Annotated in this window: 21 protein-coding genes; 15 read left to right on the forward strand and 6 right to left on the reverse strand. The window is 50.9% G+C overall.

The window, feature by feature from the left end; genetic code table 11:
* Window positions 1-364: 364 nt before the first annotated feature.
* Genes leuA through leuD form a run of 4 tightly spaced genes read left to right on the forward strand, consistent with a single transcriptional unit; the run spans window position 365 to window position 5,050 of the window.
* Window positions 365-1,948: a 2-isopropylmalate synthase gene (leuA, locus tag LHL18_RS06625; protein WP_226766299.1), complete on the forward strand. Its 1,584-nt coding sequence runs from the start codon at window positions 365-367 to the stop codon at window positions 1,946-1,948.
* Window positions 1,945-3,021, forward strand: a complete 1,077-nt coding sequence (gene leuB, locus LHL18_RS06630; protein WP_226766300.1) for a 3-isopropylmalate dehydrogenase — start codon at window positions 1,945-1,947, stop codon at window positions 3,019-3,021. Before leuA ends, leuB begins: the two co-directional genes overlap by 4 nt.
* Window positions 3,021-4,451 carry a 3-isopropylmalate dehydratase large subunit gene (leuC, locus tag LHL18_RS06635; RefSeq protein ID WP_226766301.1) on the forward strand — a complete coding sequence of 477 codons (1,431 nt, stop codon included), beginning with the start codon at window positions 3,021-3,023 and terminating at the stop codon, window positions 4,449-4,451. Before leuB ends, leuC begins: the two co-directional genes overlap by 1 nt.
* Window positions 4,448-5,050, forward strand: coding sequence for a 3-isopropylmalate dehydratase small subunit (gene leuD, locus LHL18_RS06640; RefSeq protein ID WP_226766302.1), 603 nt, complete (start codon window positions 4,448-4,450; stop codon window positions 5,048-5,050). Before leuC ends, leuD begins: the two co-directional genes overlap by 4 nt.
* A gap of 128 nt (window positions 5,051-5,178) precedes the next feature.
* On the opposite strand, the gene LHL18_RS06645 is transcribed toward leuD, so the two are convergent.
* Both LHL18_RS06645 and LHL18_RS19855 read right to left on the reverse strand, forming a co-directional pair.
* Complete coding sequence (locus LHL18_RS06645; protein WP_226766303.1) at window positions 5,179-5,883, reverse strand: hypothetical protein; 705 nt, start codon at window positions 5,881-5,883, stop codon at window positions 5,179-5,181.
* A gap of 97 nt (window positions 5,884-5,980) precedes the next feature.
* Complete coding sequence (locus LHL18_RS19855; protein WP_226766304.1) at window positions 5,981-6,154, reverse strand: phage integrase N-terminal SAM-like domain-containing protein; 174 nt, start codon at window positions 6,152-6,154, stop codon at window positions 5,981-5,983.
* Between the two features lie 313 nt (window positions 6,155-6,467).
* On the opposite strand from LHL18_RS19855, the gene LHL18_RS06655 reads away from it, so the two are divergent.
* From LHL18_RS06655 to LHL18_RS06670, 4 genes are all read left to right on the forward strand, one after another.
* The gene (locus tag LHL18_RS06655) at window positions 6,468-6,980 is read left to right on the forward strand and encodes a hypothetical protein (protein WP_226766305.1); all 513 of its coding nucleotides are present in this window, start codon (window positions 6,468-6,470) and stop codon (window positions 6,978-6,980) included.
* Between the two features lie 62 nt (window positions 6,981-7,042).
* Window positions 7,043-7,408: a cupin domain-containing protein gene (locus LHL18_RS06660; RefSeq protein WP_226766306.1), complete on the forward strand. Its 366-nt coding sequence runs from the start codon at window positions 7,043-7,045 to the stop codon at window positions 7,406-7,408.
* A gap of 36 nt (window positions 7,409-7,444) precedes the next feature.
* Window positions 7,445-7,648, forward strand: a complete 204-nt coding sequence (locus LHL18_RS06665; protein WP_226766307.1) for a hypothetical protein — start codon at window positions 7,445-7,447, stop codon at window positions 7,646-7,648.
* A 234-nt stretch (window positions 7,649-7,882) separates the two neighbouring features.
* Entirely contained in the window at window positions 7,883-9,265 is a 1,383-nt protein-coding gene (locus LHL18_RS06670; protein WP_226766308.1) for an NAD-dependent succinate-semialdehyde dehydrogenase, read from the forward strand.
* A 75-nt stretch (window positions 9,266-9,340) separates the two neighbouring features.
* On the opposite strand, the gene LHL18_RS06675 is transcribed toward LHL18_RS06670, so the two are convergent.
* Entirely contained in the window at window positions 9,341-10,213 is an 873-nt protein-coding gene (locus LHL18_RS06675) for an SDR family oxidoreductase (protein WP_226766309.1), read from the reverse strand.
* Between the two features lie 103 nt (window positions 10,214-10,316).
* Here LHL18_RS06675 and LHL18_RS06680 point away from each other — a divergent pair, with 103 nt between their 5' ends.
* The 5 genes from LHL18_RS06680 to LHL18_RS06700 all read left to right on the forward strand — a co-directional run bounded on the left by LHL18_RS06680 (window position 10,317) and on the right by LHL18_RS06700 (window position 12,949).
* The gene (locus LHL18_RS06680) at window positions 10,317-11,219 is read left to right on the forward strand and encodes a LysR family transcriptional regulator (protein WP_226766310.1); all 903 of its coding nucleotides are present in this window, start codon (window positions 10,317-10,319) and stop codon (window positions 11,217-11,219) included.
* 102 nt (window positions 11,220-11,321) lie between these two features.
* On the forward strand, window positions 11,322-11,654 hold the full coding sequence (locus LHL18_RS06685) for a cupin domain-containing protein (protein ID WP_134052962.1): 333 nt from the start codon (window positions 11,322-11,324) through the stop codon (window positions 11,652-11,654).
* On the forward strand, window positions 11,602-11,997 hold the full coding sequence (locus LHL18_RS06690) for a hypothetical protein (protein WP_226766311.1): 396 nt from the start codon (window positions 11,602-11,604) through the stop codon (window positions 11,995-11,997). The genes LHL18_RS06685 and LHL18_RS06690 overlap by 53 nt, the downstream gene beginning before the upstream one ends.
* Window positions 11,998-12,045: 48 nt before the next feature.
* Entirely contained in the window at window positions 12,046-12,387 is a 342-nt protein-coding gene (locus LHL18_RS06695) for a gamma-glutamylcyclotransferase family protein (RefSeq protein ID WP_226766312.1), read from the forward strand.
* Complete coding sequence (locus LHL18_RS06700; RefSeq protein WP_226766313.1) at window positions 12,365-12,949, forward strand: uracil-DNA glycosylase family protein; 585 nt, start codon at window positions 12,365-12,367, stop codon at window positions 12,947-12,949. Before LHL18_RS06695 ends, LHL18_RS06700 begins: the two co-directional genes overlap by 23 nt.
* Here the strand turns inward: LHL18_RS06700 and LHL18_RS06705 are convergent.
* The 3 genes from LHL18_RS06705 to LHL18_RS06715 form a co-directional block, all read right to left on the reverse strand.
* Complete coding sequence (locus tag LHL18_RS06705) at window positions 12,946-14,037, reverse strand: PepSY-associated TM helix domain-containing protein (protein ID WP_226766314.1); 1,092 nt, start codon at window positions 14,035-14,037, stop codon at window positions 12,946-12,948. The genes LHL18_RS06700 and LHL18_RS06705 overlap by 4 nt on opposite strands.
* Before the next feature lies 1 nt (window position 14,038).
* Window positions 14,039-16,108, reverse strand: coding sequence for a TonB-dependent receptor (locus LHL18_RS06710; protein ID WP_226766315.1), 2,070 nt, complete (start codon window positions 16,106-16,108; stop codon window positions 14,039-14,041).
* Window positions 16,109-16,228: 120 nt separating this feature from the next.
* Window positions 16,229-17,179: a hypothetical protein gene (locus LHL18_RS06715; protein ID WP_226766316.1), complete on the reverse strand. Its 951-nt coding sequence runs from the start codon at window positions 17,177-17,179 to the stop codon at window positions 16,229-16,231.
* 159 nt (window positions 17,180-17,338) lie between these two features.
* On the opposite strand from LHL18_RS06715, the gene LHL18_RS06720 reads away from it, so the two are divergent.
* Both LHL18_RS06720 and LHL18_RS06725 read left to right on the forward strand, forming a co-directional pair.
* Entirely contained in the window at window positions 17,339-17,971 is a 633-nt protein-coding gene (locus LHL18_RS06720) for a trimeric intracellular cation channel family protein (RefSeq protein ID WP_226766317.1), read from the forward strand.
* Window positions 17,972-18,014: 43 nt separating this feature from the next.
* The gene (locus LHL18_RS06725) at window positions 18,015-18,641 is read left to right on the forward strand and encodes a YigZ family protein (RefSeq protein ID WP_226766318.1); all 627 of its coding nucleotides are present in this window, start codon (window positions 18,015-18,017) and stop codon (window positions 18,639-18,641) included.
* The last annotated feature ends 18 nt before the right edge of the window (window positions 18,642-18,659 follow it).

Below are 18,659 nucleotides of genomic sequence, written 5' to 3' on the forward strand. Positions count from 1 at the left end.
AACGAGCCTACAGGGATGTATTTACGGCGTGTGGGTGTGGGTAAACCGGCTGAAGCATTTGTGAAGTCAGCAAAAGTTTTTTGCCATTTAGCCATCTATACTGTTGCAGATAAAAAATAACCATGCTATTACTATTGGCGTTTTGCTAACCAAGTAACCAAACCGAGCAATCAATGAATTTTAACCGTCGCGTTTCTACAATTAGCCTCCTCGTGCTCCTCACCGGCGCGCGGGGTGCTGCTTATTGGTAAAAACGTAACGAACCGATAACGCTAAAACCCCGTGCCACTGGCCGGGGTTTTTTGCATTTTACGCCCCGCCAAAAGTTGCCACCTAAACCGAACAACGGAACAGGAAACACAAAATGAGCGGTGATAATAAAATCTGGATCTTCGACACCACCTTACGCGACGGCGAGCAGGCACTGCGTGCTAGCTTAAGCCAGAAACAAAAAATTCAGCTGGCGCATGCGATAGCGCGGCTGAATGTCGATGTGATGGAAGTCGGCTTTCCGGTATCCAGCCCCGGCGATTTTGACTCAGTGCAGCGTATCGCGCGTGAGGTAAAAGGCCCTATTATCTGCGGCCTGGCCCGCGCTGTCAGCGCCGATATCGAAGCCTGTGGCGAAGCGTTAAAAGACGCAGAGCGCCGCCGTATTCATACCTTTATTGCCACTTCACCGCTGCACTTACAATACAAACTGCGTAAAACGCTGGCGCAGGCCAGTGAGCAGGCCGTTGCCGCCATTAAACTGGCCAGCCGCTATACCGACGACATCGAGTTTTCCTGTGAAGATGCCGGCCGCACACCAATTGATGATTTATGCTGGATTGTCGAGCGCGCCATTGCCGCCGGTGCCACCACCATTAATATTCCGGACACTGTCGGTTATACCATTCCGAACGAGTTTGCGGCCATTATCAGCACCTTACGCAACAAGGTGCCGAATATCGATAAAGCCCGCTTAAGCGTGCACTGCCATAACGATTTGGGGTTAGCGGTCGCCAATAGCATCAGCGCGATACAGGCCGGTGCCCGGCAAATTGAATGTACCGTCAACGGTATAGGTGAGCGTGCCGGTAACTGCTCGCTGGAAGAGGTGGCGATGATTATCAACACCCGCAAAGATGTATTAGCGCCGCTATATAGCGATATCAAAACCACCGAGATCTACCGTAGCTCTCACTTGGTTAGCCAAATCTGCAATATGCCGATCCAACCGAACAAAGCCATTGTCGGTGAAAACGCCTTTGCGCATAGCTCCGGCATTCATCAGGACGGAGTATTAAAAGCGCAAAACACTTACGAAATTATGGCGCCGGAGCAAGTCGGCATCCGGCAGAATGAACTGAACTTGACCTCGCGCTCGGGCCGGCATGTTATTCAGCACCGCTTAGCCGAGCTGGGTTACACCAACGGTGACTATGACTTAGAAGCGGTATACAAAAGCTTCGTTGCGCTGGCTGACCAAAAAGGCCGCGTGTTTGATTATGACTTAGAAGCTCTGGTGTTTTTTGAAAACATGCAGGAGCAAAACGATTATTACGCACTGGAGTTTTTAAGCTCATCTACCCATACCGGCCATGTAGCAAGTGCCACTGTTGGCCTGCGCTGCGGCGATAAGGTCTTTACCGAAGCCGCTACCGGCAATGGTCCGGTTGAAGCGGCATTCAGTGCCATTGCCCGCATCAGCAAGCTGGATATCAAGATGGTCGATTTTAACTTACAGGCCAAAGGTAGCGGCGAAGATGCGCTGGGCCAGGTCGATATTATTGCCGAGCATGAAGGCCGCCGTTTCCATGGTGCCGGTTTGGCCACCGACATAGTGCGCAGCTCAGTACTGGCCTATGTGCATGTGCTGAATATGATCCAACGCGCGCAAACCATTGACGCCCATAAACACGCACGGCAAACCACAACAAAAATAGCAGCAGGTGAACAGCAATGATAAAGCAGTATAAGGTAGCAGTACTGGCCGGCGATGGTATCGGCCCGGAAGTGATGGCCGAGGCGGAAAAAGTGCTGCAGGTTGTGGCCGATAAGTTCGGTTTTGGCCTGACATTAACTCCGGCTTTAGTTGGCGGTGCGGCGTTGGATGCCACCGGCGAGCCGTTGCCCGCCAGCACCTTAGAGCTGTGTAAAAAAAGCGATGCTATTTTATTCGGCTCGGTCGGTGGGCCCAAATGGACCGGCTTGCCACCGGATAAACAGCCCGAACGCGGCTCGTTACTGCCGCTTAGAAAAACCTTCGATTTATTCTGCAACCTGCGCCCGGGTCAGATCTACCCGGCCTTTGCCGATTTATCGCCGCTACATCCGCGTGTCAGCAGCCTGGGTATGGACGTATTGTGTGTGCGCGAGCTGACCGGCGGTATTTATTTTGGTGAAAAAGGCCGTAACGACAACGACGCTTTTGATACTCAGCGCTACAGCGTGCCAGAGGTGACCCGTATTGCCAGGGTGGCGTTTGAAGCAGCGCAAAAGCGCGGCAAGAAAGTCACCTCTATCGATAAAGCCAATGTGTTGCAAACCAGTATCTTGTGGCGGCAGACGGTTGAGCAGGTAGCAAAAGACTACCCTGATGTGGCGCTGGAGCATATGTATATAGATAACGCCGCGATGCAGCTGATCCGCAGTCCGCAGCAGTTTGATGTGCTGCTGTGTGACAACCTGTTTGGCGATATTTTATCGGACGAAATCGCTGCCATTGCCGGTAGCTTGGGTCTGCTGCCGTCAGCCAGTTTAAATGGCAGCGGTTTTGGCCTGTATGAGCCAGCCGGTGGCAGTGCACCGGATATCGCAGGTCAGGGCATTGCCAACCCGATAGCACAAATTTTAAGTGCAGCGCTGATGCTGCGCTACAGCTTTGGCGAAGAACAGGCCGCCTGCGCCATTGAGCGGGCAGTACAGCACTGCTTAGAGCAGCACATTGTTACACGCGACATTAACCCCAAATCGACTTACGGCACGGCAGCGGTTGGCGCTGCTATTGTTGCCACTTTGCGGCAGGAGACTCATTAATGAGCCAGGCTACTTCACAAACCTTATTTCAGAAAATTTATGCCAGCCATGTGGTGGGTAAATTAAACCCCAGCACCGATCTGTTGTATGTCGACCGGCATTTAATTCACGAAGTAACCTCGCCGCAGGCATTCTCTGGTTTAAAACTGGCCAACCGCAAGGTACGCCGGCCAGATTTAACCTTCGCGACGATGGATCACAACGTGTCTACCCAGCGCCGCAGCCTGGACGCTGCCGGCGAGACATCGCGCAAGCAGTTAGAAGCGTTAGCGGCAAACTGTGCCGAAAACCGCATTCCACTGCTGGATTTAACCCACCCGGATCAGGGCATAGTGCACGTTATCGGCCCGGAGCAGGGCTTAACCCAGCCGGGTATGATTATCGTGTGTGGTGACTCGCATACCTCTACCCACGGCGCCTTTGGTGCGCTGGCCTTTGGTATCGGTACTTCAGAGGTGGAGCATGTACTGGCCACACAAACGCTGCCGCAGCAGCAGGCGAAAACGTTAAAAGTTGAGATCAATGGCGAGCTGAGTGCTCATGTCACGCCAAAAGACGTGATTTTGGCCGTAATTGGCAAGTTAGGTACCGCCGGTGGTAATGGCTATGTGGCCGAATTTTGTGGTAGTGCCATTCGTGCGATGAGCATGGAAGGGCGCATGACACTGTGCAACATGAGCATTGAAATGGGCGCCAAAGCCGGCCTGATTGCACCAGACCAAATCACCTTTGATTACATCAAAGGTAAAGCGCATGCGCCGGCGGCAGAGCATTGGGATGCTGCAGTGCAGTACTGGCAAAGCCTTTACTCAGATGCTGATGCGGTGTTTGACAAGGTGGTAGAAATTGATGCTGCCAGCATTACGCCGCAAATTACCTGGGGTACCAACCCGGAGCAGGTTATTGCAGTAGATCAGGCGGTGCCGGCACCAGACAGTTTCAGTGATGCAACTAAGCGCGACGCCGCCGAGCGGGCGCTGGCTTATATGGGGCTGCAGCCGGGGCAAAAGCTGACCGACTGTAAAGTTGATGTGGTGTTTATAGGCAGCTGCACCAACAGCCGGATTGAAGACTTACGCGCCGCAGCAAGTGTTGTGCAGGGCAAAAAAGTCGCAGCAGGTGTGCGCGCCCTGGTGGTGCCGGGCTCGGGCGTGGTAAAACGCCAGGCCGAAGCCGAAGGTTTAGCCGGTATTTTTAAAGACGCCGGTTTTGAGTGGCGTGAGCCAGGCTGCAGTATGTGCCTGGGCATGAACGACGACAGAGTAGACGCCGGCCAGCGCTGTGCTTCTACCAGTAACCGTAATTTTGAAGGCCGCCAAGGCCGAGGTGCACGCACCCACCTGGTTAGCCCGGCCATGGCCGCTGCTGCCGCTATCGCCGGTAAGTTTGTTAACATTGCCGCAGTGAATGAAAAAGGAGACCGGGCATGAGCCAGATTTTTGCACAGGGCTTAGTCTGCCCGCTGGATAAAAACAACGTTGATACTGATCAGATCATCCCGAAGCAATTTTTAACCAGCGTCAGCCGGGATGGTTTTGCGCAGGCGATGTTTTACGACTGGCGTTATTTAGCTGACGGTACGCCTAACCCCGACTTTGTTGTAAACAAACCGGAGTATCAGAGCGCAAGCATTTTATTAACCCGCGCCAACTTTGGCTGCGGCTCCAGCCGCGAGCACGCGCCCTGGGCTATTAAGCAATACGGTTTTAATGTCATTATCGCAGAAAGCTTCGCCGATATTTTCTTTAACAACAGCGTCAATAACGGCATGTTGTTAATTCAGCTAAGTAAAACCAATATCGAGCTGCTGTTTAACCGCTGCGCGCAAGGCCCGCAGCAGTGGCAAATCGACTTACAAAGCCAGGAAATACTGTTCGGTAACAACGCCGCTATGGGCTTTAATATCGACGCTGATATTAAACAACGCCTGTTATCGGGCTTGGATTTTATCGGCTCAAGCGAGCTGCTAAACCCGCAAATTGCCGATTACGAGCGAAGCCGCAAAGCCAGTCAGCCTTGGTTGGGCTAAACCGCATATCAGCTTAACTTTAACAGGCTGACCGCTAATAAAAACACCTCAGCATTTCACTGCGCTGAGGTGTTTTTATATTACTCGATATACATATTGGTAGGACTTATCATTTTTAACGCACAAAACTAAACTGGCACAGGGTCGTCTCCACCACCACTACATACCGGCACATTGACAGTAAGGCGATAAGTTGAGCCGCTGTCGATTTTTATTGAGATTGTTTTAACGCCAAAGCTGCTGAAATTGACTGAAATCCAAGAGTTAACCGGACCAGAATATAGAACAGAATTTGAATTTCCAGTTACATCTTTGACGACCACCGACGAGCCATTAGATATTCCGCCGACATGAAGATGTCCAGTTCTTATACCTATGTCACCCTGAAAGCCACAGTTTGCATATTCATATGAAGCAAACGTTGGGAAGGGTTGAATCGGATGGTATTCCACGCGTGTACCTACAACTTTATTCTCTATAAAAGTTGGAGCTAAATCTGCGACGCCAGTACATTGATAATTGTAATTAGGAACATTCATTGGAAATCCATTTTGGCTATATTCTGCCAAATCCTGAACAATTAGCACTGGGCGTGGAGTAATACTGTCGGAAACTATTCTTGTTAAGTGTTTCTCTGCAGTGTAGTAGCCGTAATAGCCGGGGTTATTTATATCATAGCCATATCTAAACTGATCGTATTTACAAGTATACGAGCCCCCAAAATGTTGGACTGCTTCTGTAACATTTACAATTTTCTTCTCCCAATCATCATAAATAGAATTCGCATAACTAAAAGTAGAAAAAAAGGCTGATGCAATTAACAATATTCTCATTTTTGTCCCCATTTTTTGATTTAGTCACCGTTTTCTAACCTTTGGTTTATTATTTGTCAATTATTTTTTATGTCATTGGCAGCATTACACTGATTAGCTAGCCAGCTTGAAGGCTTTTTATATCAGCAGCATGCAGACCGTTAGGCTGCTTTCTACTGTTAAATTGAACAAAGTGATATATCCAATGCAAATGAGTTTGCTCCGTATGCAGGCTGTAACCACGTAAACGAATATTCTCCCGATCGGTCCCTAAGATGCAGCTTTTTGACATGGTTGAAGCTCGAGATGTGTGTTTATATACAGTACTGTTTGGGTTTTTAGACAGTCAAGGTCAGACATCCTATTAACATTGTGCATAAGCTAATTGCGACTTTTGTTTACATGCTATAAGTTAGGTACTTACGTACGTTGGATATAAGGGATATAGCGCACAGCTTTGGAATTATAACGCATGCTCGTTTTTCCGGAATCGGAAATTTCAGCGCTGAAAATTGTTGTTACTACAAAAAGGAATGCTAGATGTTGTTTCCTTTTTGGGAAATTAGAAAACGAGTATGCACAATAATTAAATGTTAAAGGTTAGGATGGATACGTCTGAACACTGCAAAGAAGTCTACGCATACTTTGGCCTCGCAATGTATCGAGCGCAATGTGTTGAGCAATCGATAATTCAGTTACTTATTTTCTATGATTTTTTTAAGAAGAACGTGCCTAAGTTTGAAAGTCGTGAGAAATGGGAAGCAGATTTCGACCGATTTGATGACGCATTGTCGAAGAAAACTATGGGCCGGCTACTGGGTGCAATGAGAGAAATTGGTATGCTCGATAGCGATATTGAAAATACACTCTCACTAGCGTTGCAAAAAAGAAACTGGTTAGCTCATGCCTATTTCGTTGATCGTGCTTTAGACTTTGTAAACGAAGCAGGCAGAAACAAGATGATAAATGAACTTGAAGACGTTATTGAGTTATTTAATTCAGTTGAAGACATTTTGAATCCGATTTCTAAATCTGCTGCAGTTAAGTACGGTTTAACTGACGAGGCTTTAGAAAAGCTGAAAAATGAAATGTATGAGTCTGTGAAAGGTGACCTTTAGCACTGGCCAGCATCGTCCTTCTGGCTGGGCGTACGCTATACATGAATGTACGGATTAAAAAAATGAAGTTTAACCCTATAAATTTTAAAGATAAGTTTTCTAAATTTTCTGATTACTGGTCTCCTCGTGTTATCGCAGAAATGAACGACTATCAATTTAAGCTGGTAAAAGTCGAGGGCGAATTTGTTTGGCATGATCACCCGGATACCGATGAAGTGTTTATTGTTATTGAAGGCACGCTAAATATTGAATTTCGGCACGGTGTTGTTAGCCTGAATTCCGGTGAAATGTTTGTGATACCCAAAGGGGTAGAGCACAAGCCTGTTGCCGCCAGTGAATGCAAAATTATGCTTGTAGAGCCTAAAGGTGTTGTCAATACAGGTGACTCGGGTGGTGAGCTTACAGCAGAAAATGACGTTTGGGTGTAATCTACTGCTAAACAGTATCCTCGCAGGTAGTTAGTCATGAAGTTATTCAGCGCCAAAGTGGCGTTAGTCGCTTTCGTATTAGTGTTAACGTCTTGCGCCAGTATCAAAGAGGCTGGCCGCACCGTTGGCCACACCACCAGAGACGTGACCAAAGCAGTGGGACACGCCTCGCGCGATGCAGCCAAAGAAATAGGGCACGCCACCAGGGACGTGGTTAAAGATATTAAAGACGGCGGTTAATGCCCTGCAGTGGCGGCCATATAGCAGCCAAGCCATACCAGCGGCCTTGTAAAACAGGGGCCGCTGAGTGCAAATCTTTCATACAGCTTTGCTGAAATGCTGACCGCGGCAAAGTGATGCTGCATTAAAAACCAGTATAATCATCTTGTTAGAATTATATCTGCCATAACGCCAGACTTGGCGCCGCCTTTGCACCCTTTTAGTTTCATTTGCATAAACGGAGGGGGCAGCACCATGGCTGACACTGTTACTACTATTAACCCTTACACCGAACATCCGATTAAAGAGTATCGCCTACTGGATGAAAAAGCCGCTCAGCAGGCGGTGGACAACGCCGATAAATGCTTCCAGAGCTGGAAGCTTGTCAGTATTAAAGAGCGGGCAGCGTTAGCGCTGAACCTGGCTAAGGTGCTGGAAAGCCAGCAACAGCAGCTGGCGCAGTTAATGACTGATGAAATGGGCAAGGTTAAAGCGCAGGGGCTACAGGAAGTGCAGCTTTGCGCCGAAATTTGTCGTTACACCGCTAAGCAAGCGGCAGAGGTATTGGCGGACGAGCAGCGCGACACTGAAAACGGCCGTGCCATCATTAGCTACCAACCAATAGGCGTGATTCTGGGCATACAGCCGTGGAATTTTCCGTTGTATCAGGTGATCCGCTACAGCATTGTTAACCTGGTGGCCGGCAATACCACAGTGTTAAAACATGCGTCCAACGTGTTTGGCATGGCAGAAAAAATTGCCGCAATGTTTCTTGAAGCCGGTTTTCCGACGCATTGTTATCAGTCCTTGCTGATTGATGGCGATACCGCTACCGGCTTAATCAGTCACCCTAAGGTGCGCGGCGTTAGCTTTACCGGCAGTGACGAAGTCGGTAAGTCGGTTGCCGCAGCGGCCGCGAAGCTGGCGAAGAAAACTGTACTGGAACTGGGTAGCAACGATGCCTACTTAATCCTGGACGACGCCGATATTGAATTAGCGGTGAAAACTTGTGTTGAAGGCCGTATGGTGAATAACGGCGAAACCTGTGTGGCGGCAAAACGCTTTATTGTGACAGAGAAAAACTACGCCGATTTTAAACATGCTTTTGCCACGGCGATGGCGCATTTAAAAATGGGTGACCCTAATGCTGAAGATACTGATATTGGTCCGCTGGCAAGAGCTGACTTGCGCGATAAACTGCATCAGCAAGTGACAGAATCAATAGAGGCTGGCGCGACTGTGGTATGTGGTTGTGAAATTCCTGATCAGAGAGGTTTTTTCTATCCACCGTCGATTCTGGAAAATGTCAGCCCGCAGATGCCGGCCTATGATGATGAACTGTTCGGCCCGGTGGCCTCCCTGATCCGGGCAAAAGACGATGCTCAGGCAATGCAGATAGCCAATGACTCACGCTATGGTTTGGGTGGCGGTATCTTTTCTGCCAATGTTGAGCATGCCATTGCACTGGCAAAGCAGCATTTTGATACCGGTATGGTAAACATAAATGGCTATGGGCTGGCACAGCCTAACCTGCCGTTTGGTGGTGTAAAAGACAGTGGCTACGGCCGCGAACATGGCGGCTTTGGCCTACGCGAGTTTGTTAATGTGAAGCTGATTATGGTGGCGAATAAAGACTAATCGGCACCAGCAAAACGGCAGGGTGTTGCTTAACTGACATGCAACATCCTGCGGTGTGGTCGAAGTGCTTTGTCCTCAGAGTGTTTGTGCACGCAAAGTACGTGCAAATTCGCGATAGCTGTGCAGTGGGCGGCCCAGGATTTGGGTTAGCCGCGTCACATCACCGGTTTTAGCGATCATGCCGTGGCTGACATAGCGTTCAGCCATCAGGCGCATCTCGTAAGCTGTCCATTTGGGCATAAATGACGCCATATTCTGTTCAAAACCACTGGGATCATCACCACCATAGGTAACGGTATGGCCCAGTGTTTCTGACCAGATTGCCGCAATTTCTTCACCTGTCAGGTTGTCGGGCCCGACTAAATTAATGGTTTCAACCGGCAATTTATCTGGCGCGTTATCGCGACGCAGTAACTCAATAGCGGCGACTTCAGCGATATCCCGCACGTCCACCATTGCAATACCTTTGCTGCCAACCGGCATCGGGTAAATGTGGTGGTTTAAGATCACGTCTTTAATCATCAGCTCATTGTCGATAAAGTACGCCGGGCGCAGGATAGTGGCGCTAAAGCCCATCTGCTCCAGCATACGTTCTGCACCATATTTGACGGCAAAGTGCGGCACATTAACCGCCTGATCGGCATCAAATACCGACAGATAAACTACCCGTTCGACACCCGCTTCGCGGGCAATATTCAGCGTGATAAGCGCTTGGGTAAATTCGTCGCCGGTTACTGCGTTTAGCAAAAATAAGCTGCGTACCCCTTTGAATGCCTGCCGCAGCGAGTCGATATCCAACAGGTCGCCTTGCGCTATCTCTACTGCGTTATCAAAGTTAACTTTTGCCGGGGTTCGTGTCAGAACGCGTACTTTAGCATCGCGTTTAACCAGTTGTGTTACAAGGTGTTGGCCAACCCGGCCGGTCGCGCCAGTTACAAGAATAGTCATAGTTCACTCCGATTCAGTTAGGTTATTGTCTGCTGACGATTCACATTCTAGGTGTTTCATATTCGCGCCGATAGGTGCTAAAGTTGGACTTACTGTCTTACATATGGAACACTTTGTGGACTTAGCCGCTATTGCCGATTTCAACCTGGTTGCCAAGCATGGTGGCTTTGGCCGTGCCGCCCGGCAGAGTGGGCGGCCTAAGGCCACGCTGTCCCGACGGATAGCTGAACTGGAGAACAGCCTGCAGCTGCGGCTGTTCGAACGCGGTGCGCGCAGGCTGGTATTGACCGAAGAGGGAGAGGCACTTTATCAGCGCACCGCGACATTGTTGACGGAATTGGATGAAACCGTGCTGGCTATTTCGTCCGGCGTCGCCCGGCCTCGGGGCCGCTTACGTATCAGCGCGCCTTTGTTGTTCTGCCAGCTGGCGATGGGCAGACTGGCGGCAGAGTTCGCTATTAAATATCCGGATGTACAACTGGACGTGATATCAGACGATCAGCCGGTCGATATGGTCGACCAGGGCTATGATCTGGTGATCAGAGTTAACCCTGCACCGGATGAGAACCTGTACGGTCGGCCGATTTTACACGACCGTCTGGTGGTGGTGGCCCACCCTGATCTGCAGCGGCCTTCCGGCGATGTACTCGTGCCTGTGGTGGTGCGCGGGTTTGAAAAACCGACCACTGTCTGGCAGTTAACGTCCGAAAACGTAACGTTCAGTATTGCTGTGACACCCGTTCTTGCGCTTTCTTCAATGATAATGCTGCGCGATGCGGTGCGCGCTGGCGCCGGTGCTGGCTTGTTGCCCGTCTCTTTAGTTAACCAGGATATTCAATCCGGAAAACTGGTCTGTTGGGGTGAAGCAGACGCTGCTCCAATCGAGTTATGGGCACTTTATCCATCCCGCCGTTTACTCAATGCCCGGGTTTCAGCTTTTCTTGAACATTTAAAAGCCGCTTTTCCAACCGGCGAGCCAGAGGAACTTGCGGCCTATATCCAGTGACAGGCATGCCGGAAACTGCCGAGCAATCGGCAACACCTGATTGCATTTACTACCCGCTTTGCAGCAGAATCTGGCTGAACCCGTCAGCTCAGTGGAGGACAGATGCCAGGCAGTTACCCGGATAAAATTAAGGCCTTGCCGTTGTACGATGGCCGTTTCGATGCATACCGCTTAGCGGCGGATAACAGTGATGTGTTGTTTGCTTCCTATCCTGCAGGTACACAGATCCCGGCTCATACCCATGATACGGATAACTATGGTGTGATTACCAAAGGTGAGTTGATCCTGACGATAAATGGTGAAACGCAACGTATTGGCGTTGGCCAGTGGTACAGTGTGCCCGCGCAGGTAGAGCATGCAGCGCGGTTTGAGGTAGAAACAGATGAAATTGAGTTCTGGTTCAGGCGAAGTGATGATGACACAGTACCGCGTTAAGTTTGATTTTGTCGTGTATTTTACCAATGGCGGCAGTTTATCGGCACAGGATTTCCGGCTGGATATTGCGCAAAGTGATATCAGTGATGATGCCCTGGCAGCTTATCTGATCCAGGATATGCGGCTGCTGATGGCTGGCAGGGTAGATATCAGTAATAAGCACATTCTGCAGGAGCCGCATAAACGTTCTGCTATCGACAGTGACAGTTTGCCACAAGCGACTGTTGAACTGGGGCAGCAGCAACTGTCGGCGGCAGAGCTGGTTACGCTGGCCCGGCATAACCCGGTGCGTATTGTTGCAGCAGATGGTGAAAGTTACACTCTGGCCAGGTTGGTGCGCTAACCGGGTCAGCCCCTTAAGCCTTACCGGACAAGATATCGCGGAGACGCTATGCCCAAACTGTTTTCTTATGGCACCTTGCAGCAAAAAAACGTGCAGCTGGCTAACTTTGGCCGTGAGCTAAGCGGCAGTAAAGATACGCTGCAGGGTTATGTGGTGGGTGAAGTGGAAATTACCGATGAGCGCGTACTGCGTGAAAGCGGTAAGGCATTTCATCCTATTCTGCGCTACACCGGTAACCTTGCCGATGAAGTGGCCGGCACGGTGTTTGAGCTGACCGATGCTGAACTGACGCAGGCTGACGATTACGAAGTCGATGCCTATCAGCGGGTCAGTGCCCGCCTGAAATCAGGTACCGAGTGCTGGATTTATGCCGCCGCACAACCTCGCTGATACGGTACGTGACTGCAGCTTATGCGCAGCGCATTTGCCGCAGCCTCCCAGGCCGATTTTGCAGTGGCACCCCGCTGCACGGATTTTAATTGCTGGCCAGGCACCGGGCCAAAAAGCACATGATGCAGCAAAGCCTTTTGCTGATGCCAGCGGTGATCGCTTGCGGCAATGGCTGGGGTTAACTACAGAACAATTTTATAACCCTAAGCTGATAGCAATACTGCCGATGGGCTTTTGTTTTCCCGGCCGTGGTAAAAGTGGTGACCTGCCACCACGGCCAGAGTGCGCGCCAAGCTGGCGGCCAGCATTGCTGCACGGGCTTAAGCATTTAAAGCTAACGCTGGTGATTGGGCAGTATGCCAAGGACTGGCATCTGCCAGATGCTCAAGATTCGTTAACTGACACCGTTGCGGGCTGGCAGCAGTACTGGCCGGATATTATCCCGCTGCCACACCCCAGCCCACGCAACAATATCTGGTTAACACGTAACCCCTGGTTTGCCCGGCAACTGCTGCCCGCACTGCAACAGCGGGTGCAGCAAGTGCTGGCTGGCGCTGATTAGCTGTTGCTTTCTGGTTTAAGTGACGAAGCGGCGGCTGAAGTTCGGGTGCCGGGGCGGGTAACCCAGGTGTACAACAGGCCGGTTAGCAGTAATAACAGCGGTAGCAAGCCGCTTATTGCCAGCGCCCAGAAGTAAATTTTGCCGCCGATTGCGGCAGTGTGCAGCGGATACAGGCTGTTGGCGATAGCGCCGGTAGTACCAAAAGCGCTGGCGGGCGTGGCATAAATAACCTTATTGCTAAGTGCATCTATCTGCACCACGCTGCGGCCATTTTGATGCCATTCGCCTGCCATACGAGCGCGAAAACTAATAGGTTGATCGGCAGCGGTACGCAGGCTGCTTAGCCTTAGCTGGGCATCTGACCATTGTGCCTGCGCCTGCCTGAGTGCGGCAGTCCAGTCAGTTGTCGCCAGTGGTTGATAACCTGCTGTTTTGAGTGGTGGCGCCGGCTGTGGTGCAGTAGAAAATACACTCAGGGTGCTACGAAATTCTGCGTTAAAAACCATCAGGCTGCCGGTTACTGTTGTCAGTAGCAGCAAGGGCGCAAAGCTTAACGCCAGCAGGCTGTGCCATTGGCGCAGTGTGCGGGCATTCAGAGCCGGTTTCGGCAGTGCCAGTAGCCGGCGGCTAAAACGCTTGGGCCACCACTGCACTATGCCCGCCAATAGCAGCACCAGACAAATCAGGCCGATTACACCTAGCACTGTATGCCCGGTTTTGCCGCCCAATAAATGCAGGTGAAAATCGTACAGCCAGTCTATCCAGTCTCCTCGCGGCACGCGTGTCAGCAGTAAGGTGTGGCTGGCATTGTAGTAGTGGCGTTGATTGCTGTGGCTGACGGCTTCCAGCCAGTGCGCATCCTGATCCGGATACTTTACATAACGGAAGTCGGGTTGCTGCTGCAGCTGATTGAGCAAGGGCCCCCATTGACTGATGTCTGACGGCAGCGCCAGGTTTTGCAGCTGCGGGTACTGCCAGCGCAGCAAATCGTTTTTAAACAGCAGCACAGCACCGCTTAAGCTTATTAGCAGCAACCAGATGCCAATCAGCCAGCCCAGATAGCGGTGCAGCGTGCGTGCGGTTGGCATATCAGAACGCGTGCGACCAGCTCAGGTTTAATGTACGGCCGATACCGGCAAAGTAGCGTGCTGCTGCAGGTGTACTTTGTGCATAGTAGGTAAAGTACTGTTTATCAGCCAGGTTTTCGATACCCAGCGTCCAGCGGCCATAGGCTGTGTCATAGCTGCTGCTGAAATCCAGCGTGGTGTAGCCGTCAAACTGTTCACCGGTATTCAGCGTATGGCTAAACAGGATATTAGCCTGCAACCGGCTGCTAAGTTGTGGCAACCACAGCTGCTGCCAATACAGGTTTAACCGCTCCGGCGCGATATTCACGCCGCCTAAATCGGTTTCGACTTTGCCATCGTCGTCATTATCAAACTGACCATTGGTGCGGGCATAGCTAAAACCTATCTGGCTATCAGTGTTGAAGTAATACTGGCCTTCGGCTTCAATACCGTCTATTTCGGTTTTCTCGCGTCTTACACTGTAAATGCCATCGGCATCGGCTTGTAAACGCATACCCAGATCTGAATCTGAGCGGTAAGCGCTGGCGCGCAGTTGCCAGTTGTCAAAGCTGAATTCAATGCCCAGCTCCAGATTGTCTGACAGTACCGGCTGTAGCGTTAAAAAACTGTCTACCGATAAGCCAGGCGTGCTGATATCGCGCAATACCCGGCCTACATCCGGCATGCTGAAACCTTCGCTGTAGCTGCCGTATAAGCGCACGTTCGGGTGGAATTGCCATACCACACCGGCGTTGGTCAGCAGTTCATTAAAATCCGGTTCACCACCGGCAACAAAGGTGCTGTCGTAGGCGGCCAGCGTGGTAAAGTCGTCGACTTTCAGCTTGCCATATTCATAGCGGCCACCAAGGCTAAAGGTAAAGTTCTGCAGTGCGCTGTAACGCAGCTGGGCAAAAGGGGCCAGGTTGGTAAACTCGGCTTCCGGTACCCAGTTACGACCACTCAGCGCCAATTCCTGGTAGGTTTCGTCCTGCAGCCAGTCGGCACCGGTACTTAAATCCAGCCCGGTCAATGCCAGATTAGGTTTAAACCAGGTTAAGCGGCTGCCGTATTTGGTCGATTTATTCTGCGACTGATCATAAAAGTTGGCGCCCAGTGCCGGGTCCTGAAAGGCAGCAAAACGCCCACCGCCGTATAGTGCGGCGAAGTCCTGCAGAAACAGCTGCCAGCTTAAGCTGCCGCCAAATACTGCTGTATTGCTGTAATCGAGTGTTGCAGTGGTCACTTTGTTTTGCGGTGCCATGCCCTCTGTTTCACCACGCTCAGATTTGGCTGGAATACCTGTTGTGACATCACCGGCAACTTGAATATAGTCACCGTTACCGCGTAATTTGTAGTGGTTTACCATCAGCTGCAGGCTTTCATGCTCACTCAGTTGCTGGCGCGCTTTGACAAACACATCAATGCTGCGCGAGTCCATCGTATCGCCCTGGGTACCATCGACGCCGATTAAATCGCCATTACCATCACGGTACATGCCGGTATCACTGGCCGACACACCGGCCACCACGGCAAAGCCTTGCTGCTGGTAGCTATGCAGATAACTGGCTTTGTAGCTTTGGCTGTCGCTACCGCCGGTAGTTGGCGTAGTAAAACCAGCACTGATTTGATGGCGGTTATCGCCGGCAGATTTGGTAATGATATTAATAATACCGCCGCTGGCGCCCATACCCTGAATGGCATTAGCACCACGGATCACTTCAATCCGCTCTATCATTGCCGGGTCAATGGTTTTGCCATCGCGCGAGCCGTTACGCAGCGGGTTAGATTGTGGCACGCCATCAATCATATACAGAGGTTCACGGCCGCGCAGTGTTTCACCGGCTGAAGTCAGCTTTTGCCGGCTGGGTGAAAAGCCCGGTAACAGGTTGCCGAGAATAGCCGAGATATCCTGCGTAAACGCCAGCTGGCTGGCAATTTGTTCCTGGCTGATAACGGTAATCGTGGCCGGCACCGTGCTGACCGGCGCATTACTGCGGCTGGTACTCACGGTAATATGCTCAATATCCTGCTGAGCAGCAACAAACGAAGAGGAAACAAGTAAAGCGACAGGTAGCGCAGATAACGGCTTCATAGAGTACCAGATAGCATAAATGTAAATGGTTCGCATTTATACTTGTACTGTTAACAAATGTCAAGGTAAGCCGCTGGCCCGGACAAAACAAAACCCGCCGTAGCGGGTTTGGTCTGCAGTTTAGTTGGCCTTAAGTTGCAAATTAGCAAATTCAATAATGGCTTCGGGCGAGCCCAGTTCTGGCATCAGTTCGCCGCTTTGTACTTTGGCAAATTGCAGTGGTTCAGCAAAATTGAAGCTTAGCTGCAGCTTTTCCGGCTGGTTTACAAACTGTGCCAGTGCATCTTTCATATTTTGTGGCAGCGGCTCCAGCATCGAAATATTCAGCAGCGCCATACCTTTAATGGTTTCTAAATCCGGCGTTTGCCCTTGCTCTGCCGTCATGGCGATAGCGCGCTCGATAAAACCGTTATTTTCAATACTGACAGCACCATTACTCAGCGCGCCGGTCAGCAGTTTTTCGACGATTTGCTCGGCATACGCTTCAGAGCCAACCAGTTGCTGTTGCTGATCTGGTGCCAGGGCGCTGATCTCTTTGGCGTATTGCCAGAACTGCTGCATTTGCGCCAGGGTGAAGTTGTAACTGAGGCTGAATTCGTCATTAATGCGGGTTTGCTGGTTAAATAACAGCTGACCGTCATTTTGGTACTGATAGCTGTAGTCGCCATGTAACGCCAGGCTTTGTACAAAAGCACTGGTTTGTGGCGGCAGCATTTGCAGTATTGCCGGCGCGGCTTTTGCGCCAACCAGATGCACGCTGCCTGAATCTGCCAGTTCACGCGGTTTCACGCCTTTGGCAGTGATCTGTTCTACGGTAGCAACAGTGCCGAGCTCCGCCATGCTGACTTCCAGCCCGGCTATGCTGTAACTTGACGTCAGCACATTGGCTGATACGTCTTTGTATGTCAGTGAAATAAGCGGCATATCGCCGTTGGCGGCTAACTGACGATAGCTCTGGTTCGCCTGTTCAACCTGCTGCTTCACCACATCTTCTGCATACTTATTGGCAAAATACACACCGCCACCTGCTGCAGCTGCAAGCACGACCAGCGCAATCACTGACTTCTTCATACTAATCCTTTACTGATTTATGTTAATAAAACGCTGAAATGTTAACACAGTGCTGTTGGTGCGAACAGGCTTATAGTGCCGTATTTTTAGCAGCTTATAGCTGTTTACGCTGGGTAGAAAGCCTGCTAAGTTGCAGCCAGATGAGAGCGGGGTGACGGTATGGAACAGTATTTTCACTGGATAGATTTACTCGGCATAGCAGTGTTTGCTATCTCTGGCACACTGGCCGCCTGGCGTAACCAGATGGATGGCTTTGGCGTAATTGTACTTGCCAGCGTTACGGCTATTGGTGGCGGCACCCTGCGCGACCTTATCCTGGATGCTCCGGTGATCTGGATTAACAACAACAGCTATTTTTACGCCATTTTTATCGCTGCAATAGGCACCATACTGGCAGTGCGTAACCGGCTGACTATCCCGCATAATACGCTGCAGCTGTTTGATGCATTGGGGCTGGCATTCTTTGTTATTATGGGCACACAAAAGGCGCTGGATAACGGTACTTCCGCGATGGTGGCAATAATGCTCGGTACCATGAGCGGGGTCTGTGGTGGTATGATCCGCGACGTGCTGTGCCGCGAAGTGCCGATGGTGTTTCGCGGCGAGTTATATGCGGTTACCTGTATTTTTGGCGGTGTGGTTTACACTGTGCTGATTTCTGTCGGCGTCAATACCGCAGTGGCTATGACAGTGGGCATGCTGGCACTGCTGTTGCTGCGTTTAGCGGCGATGAAATGGCAGATCACTATACCGGTGTTTGCTAAACACCATGCCGAACTCAACGAACCCTGATAAGCGCTGCTGATCAGCATCTACTGGATATGTTGCAACGCCAATGAGCCGATATACTGTTCTTGCCGCTGATACTGAACATTTGCTCACCGAGAAAAACAGCGATTTTCTTACTTTTTTGCACCCGGTAAACAACCGGGAACAGGCCATGCAGTGGGTTGAGCAGTATCGGGCGCGTTACCCCGATGCTAACCATGTCTGCTGGGCCTATATCATCGGTAATACCCGCCAGCCCCAGACACAGGCCTTTAGTGACGACGGCGAGCCGGGTGGAACGGCCGGCAAACCTATGCTGCATGTACTAACCGAGCGCGAGTTGGGCAACTGCCTAGCAGTGGTGGTGCGCTATTTCGGCGGCGTAAAGCTCGGTGCCGGTGGGCTGGTGCGGGCGTATTCTAATGCGGTATCACAGGCGGCGGCGACAGCCGGGTTATGCGAAGTCAGTCCGAGTATTGCGCTTAGTATCAGTGTCAGCTTTGCCTTTGAAGCACGCTTACGGCAGTTATTACAGCAGTGCAAGGCGACACTGGATGAGGTCAGCTACAGTGATAAGGTGACGGTTAGTATCACTTTGCCGCAGGATGCTGAGCAGGCGCTGTGCGATCAGCTTATTAATGAAACAGCCGGTGCAGCGGACATTCGTCAGGCCGGGTCACACTCTGGTGTTTAGCGCTGATCCGTGGATAAT

Source organism: Rheinheimera aquimaris (assembly GCF_020531985.1).
GTDB lineage: Bacteria > Pseudomonadota > Gammaproteobacteria > Enterobacterales > Alteromonadaceae > Alishewanella > Alishewanella aquimaris.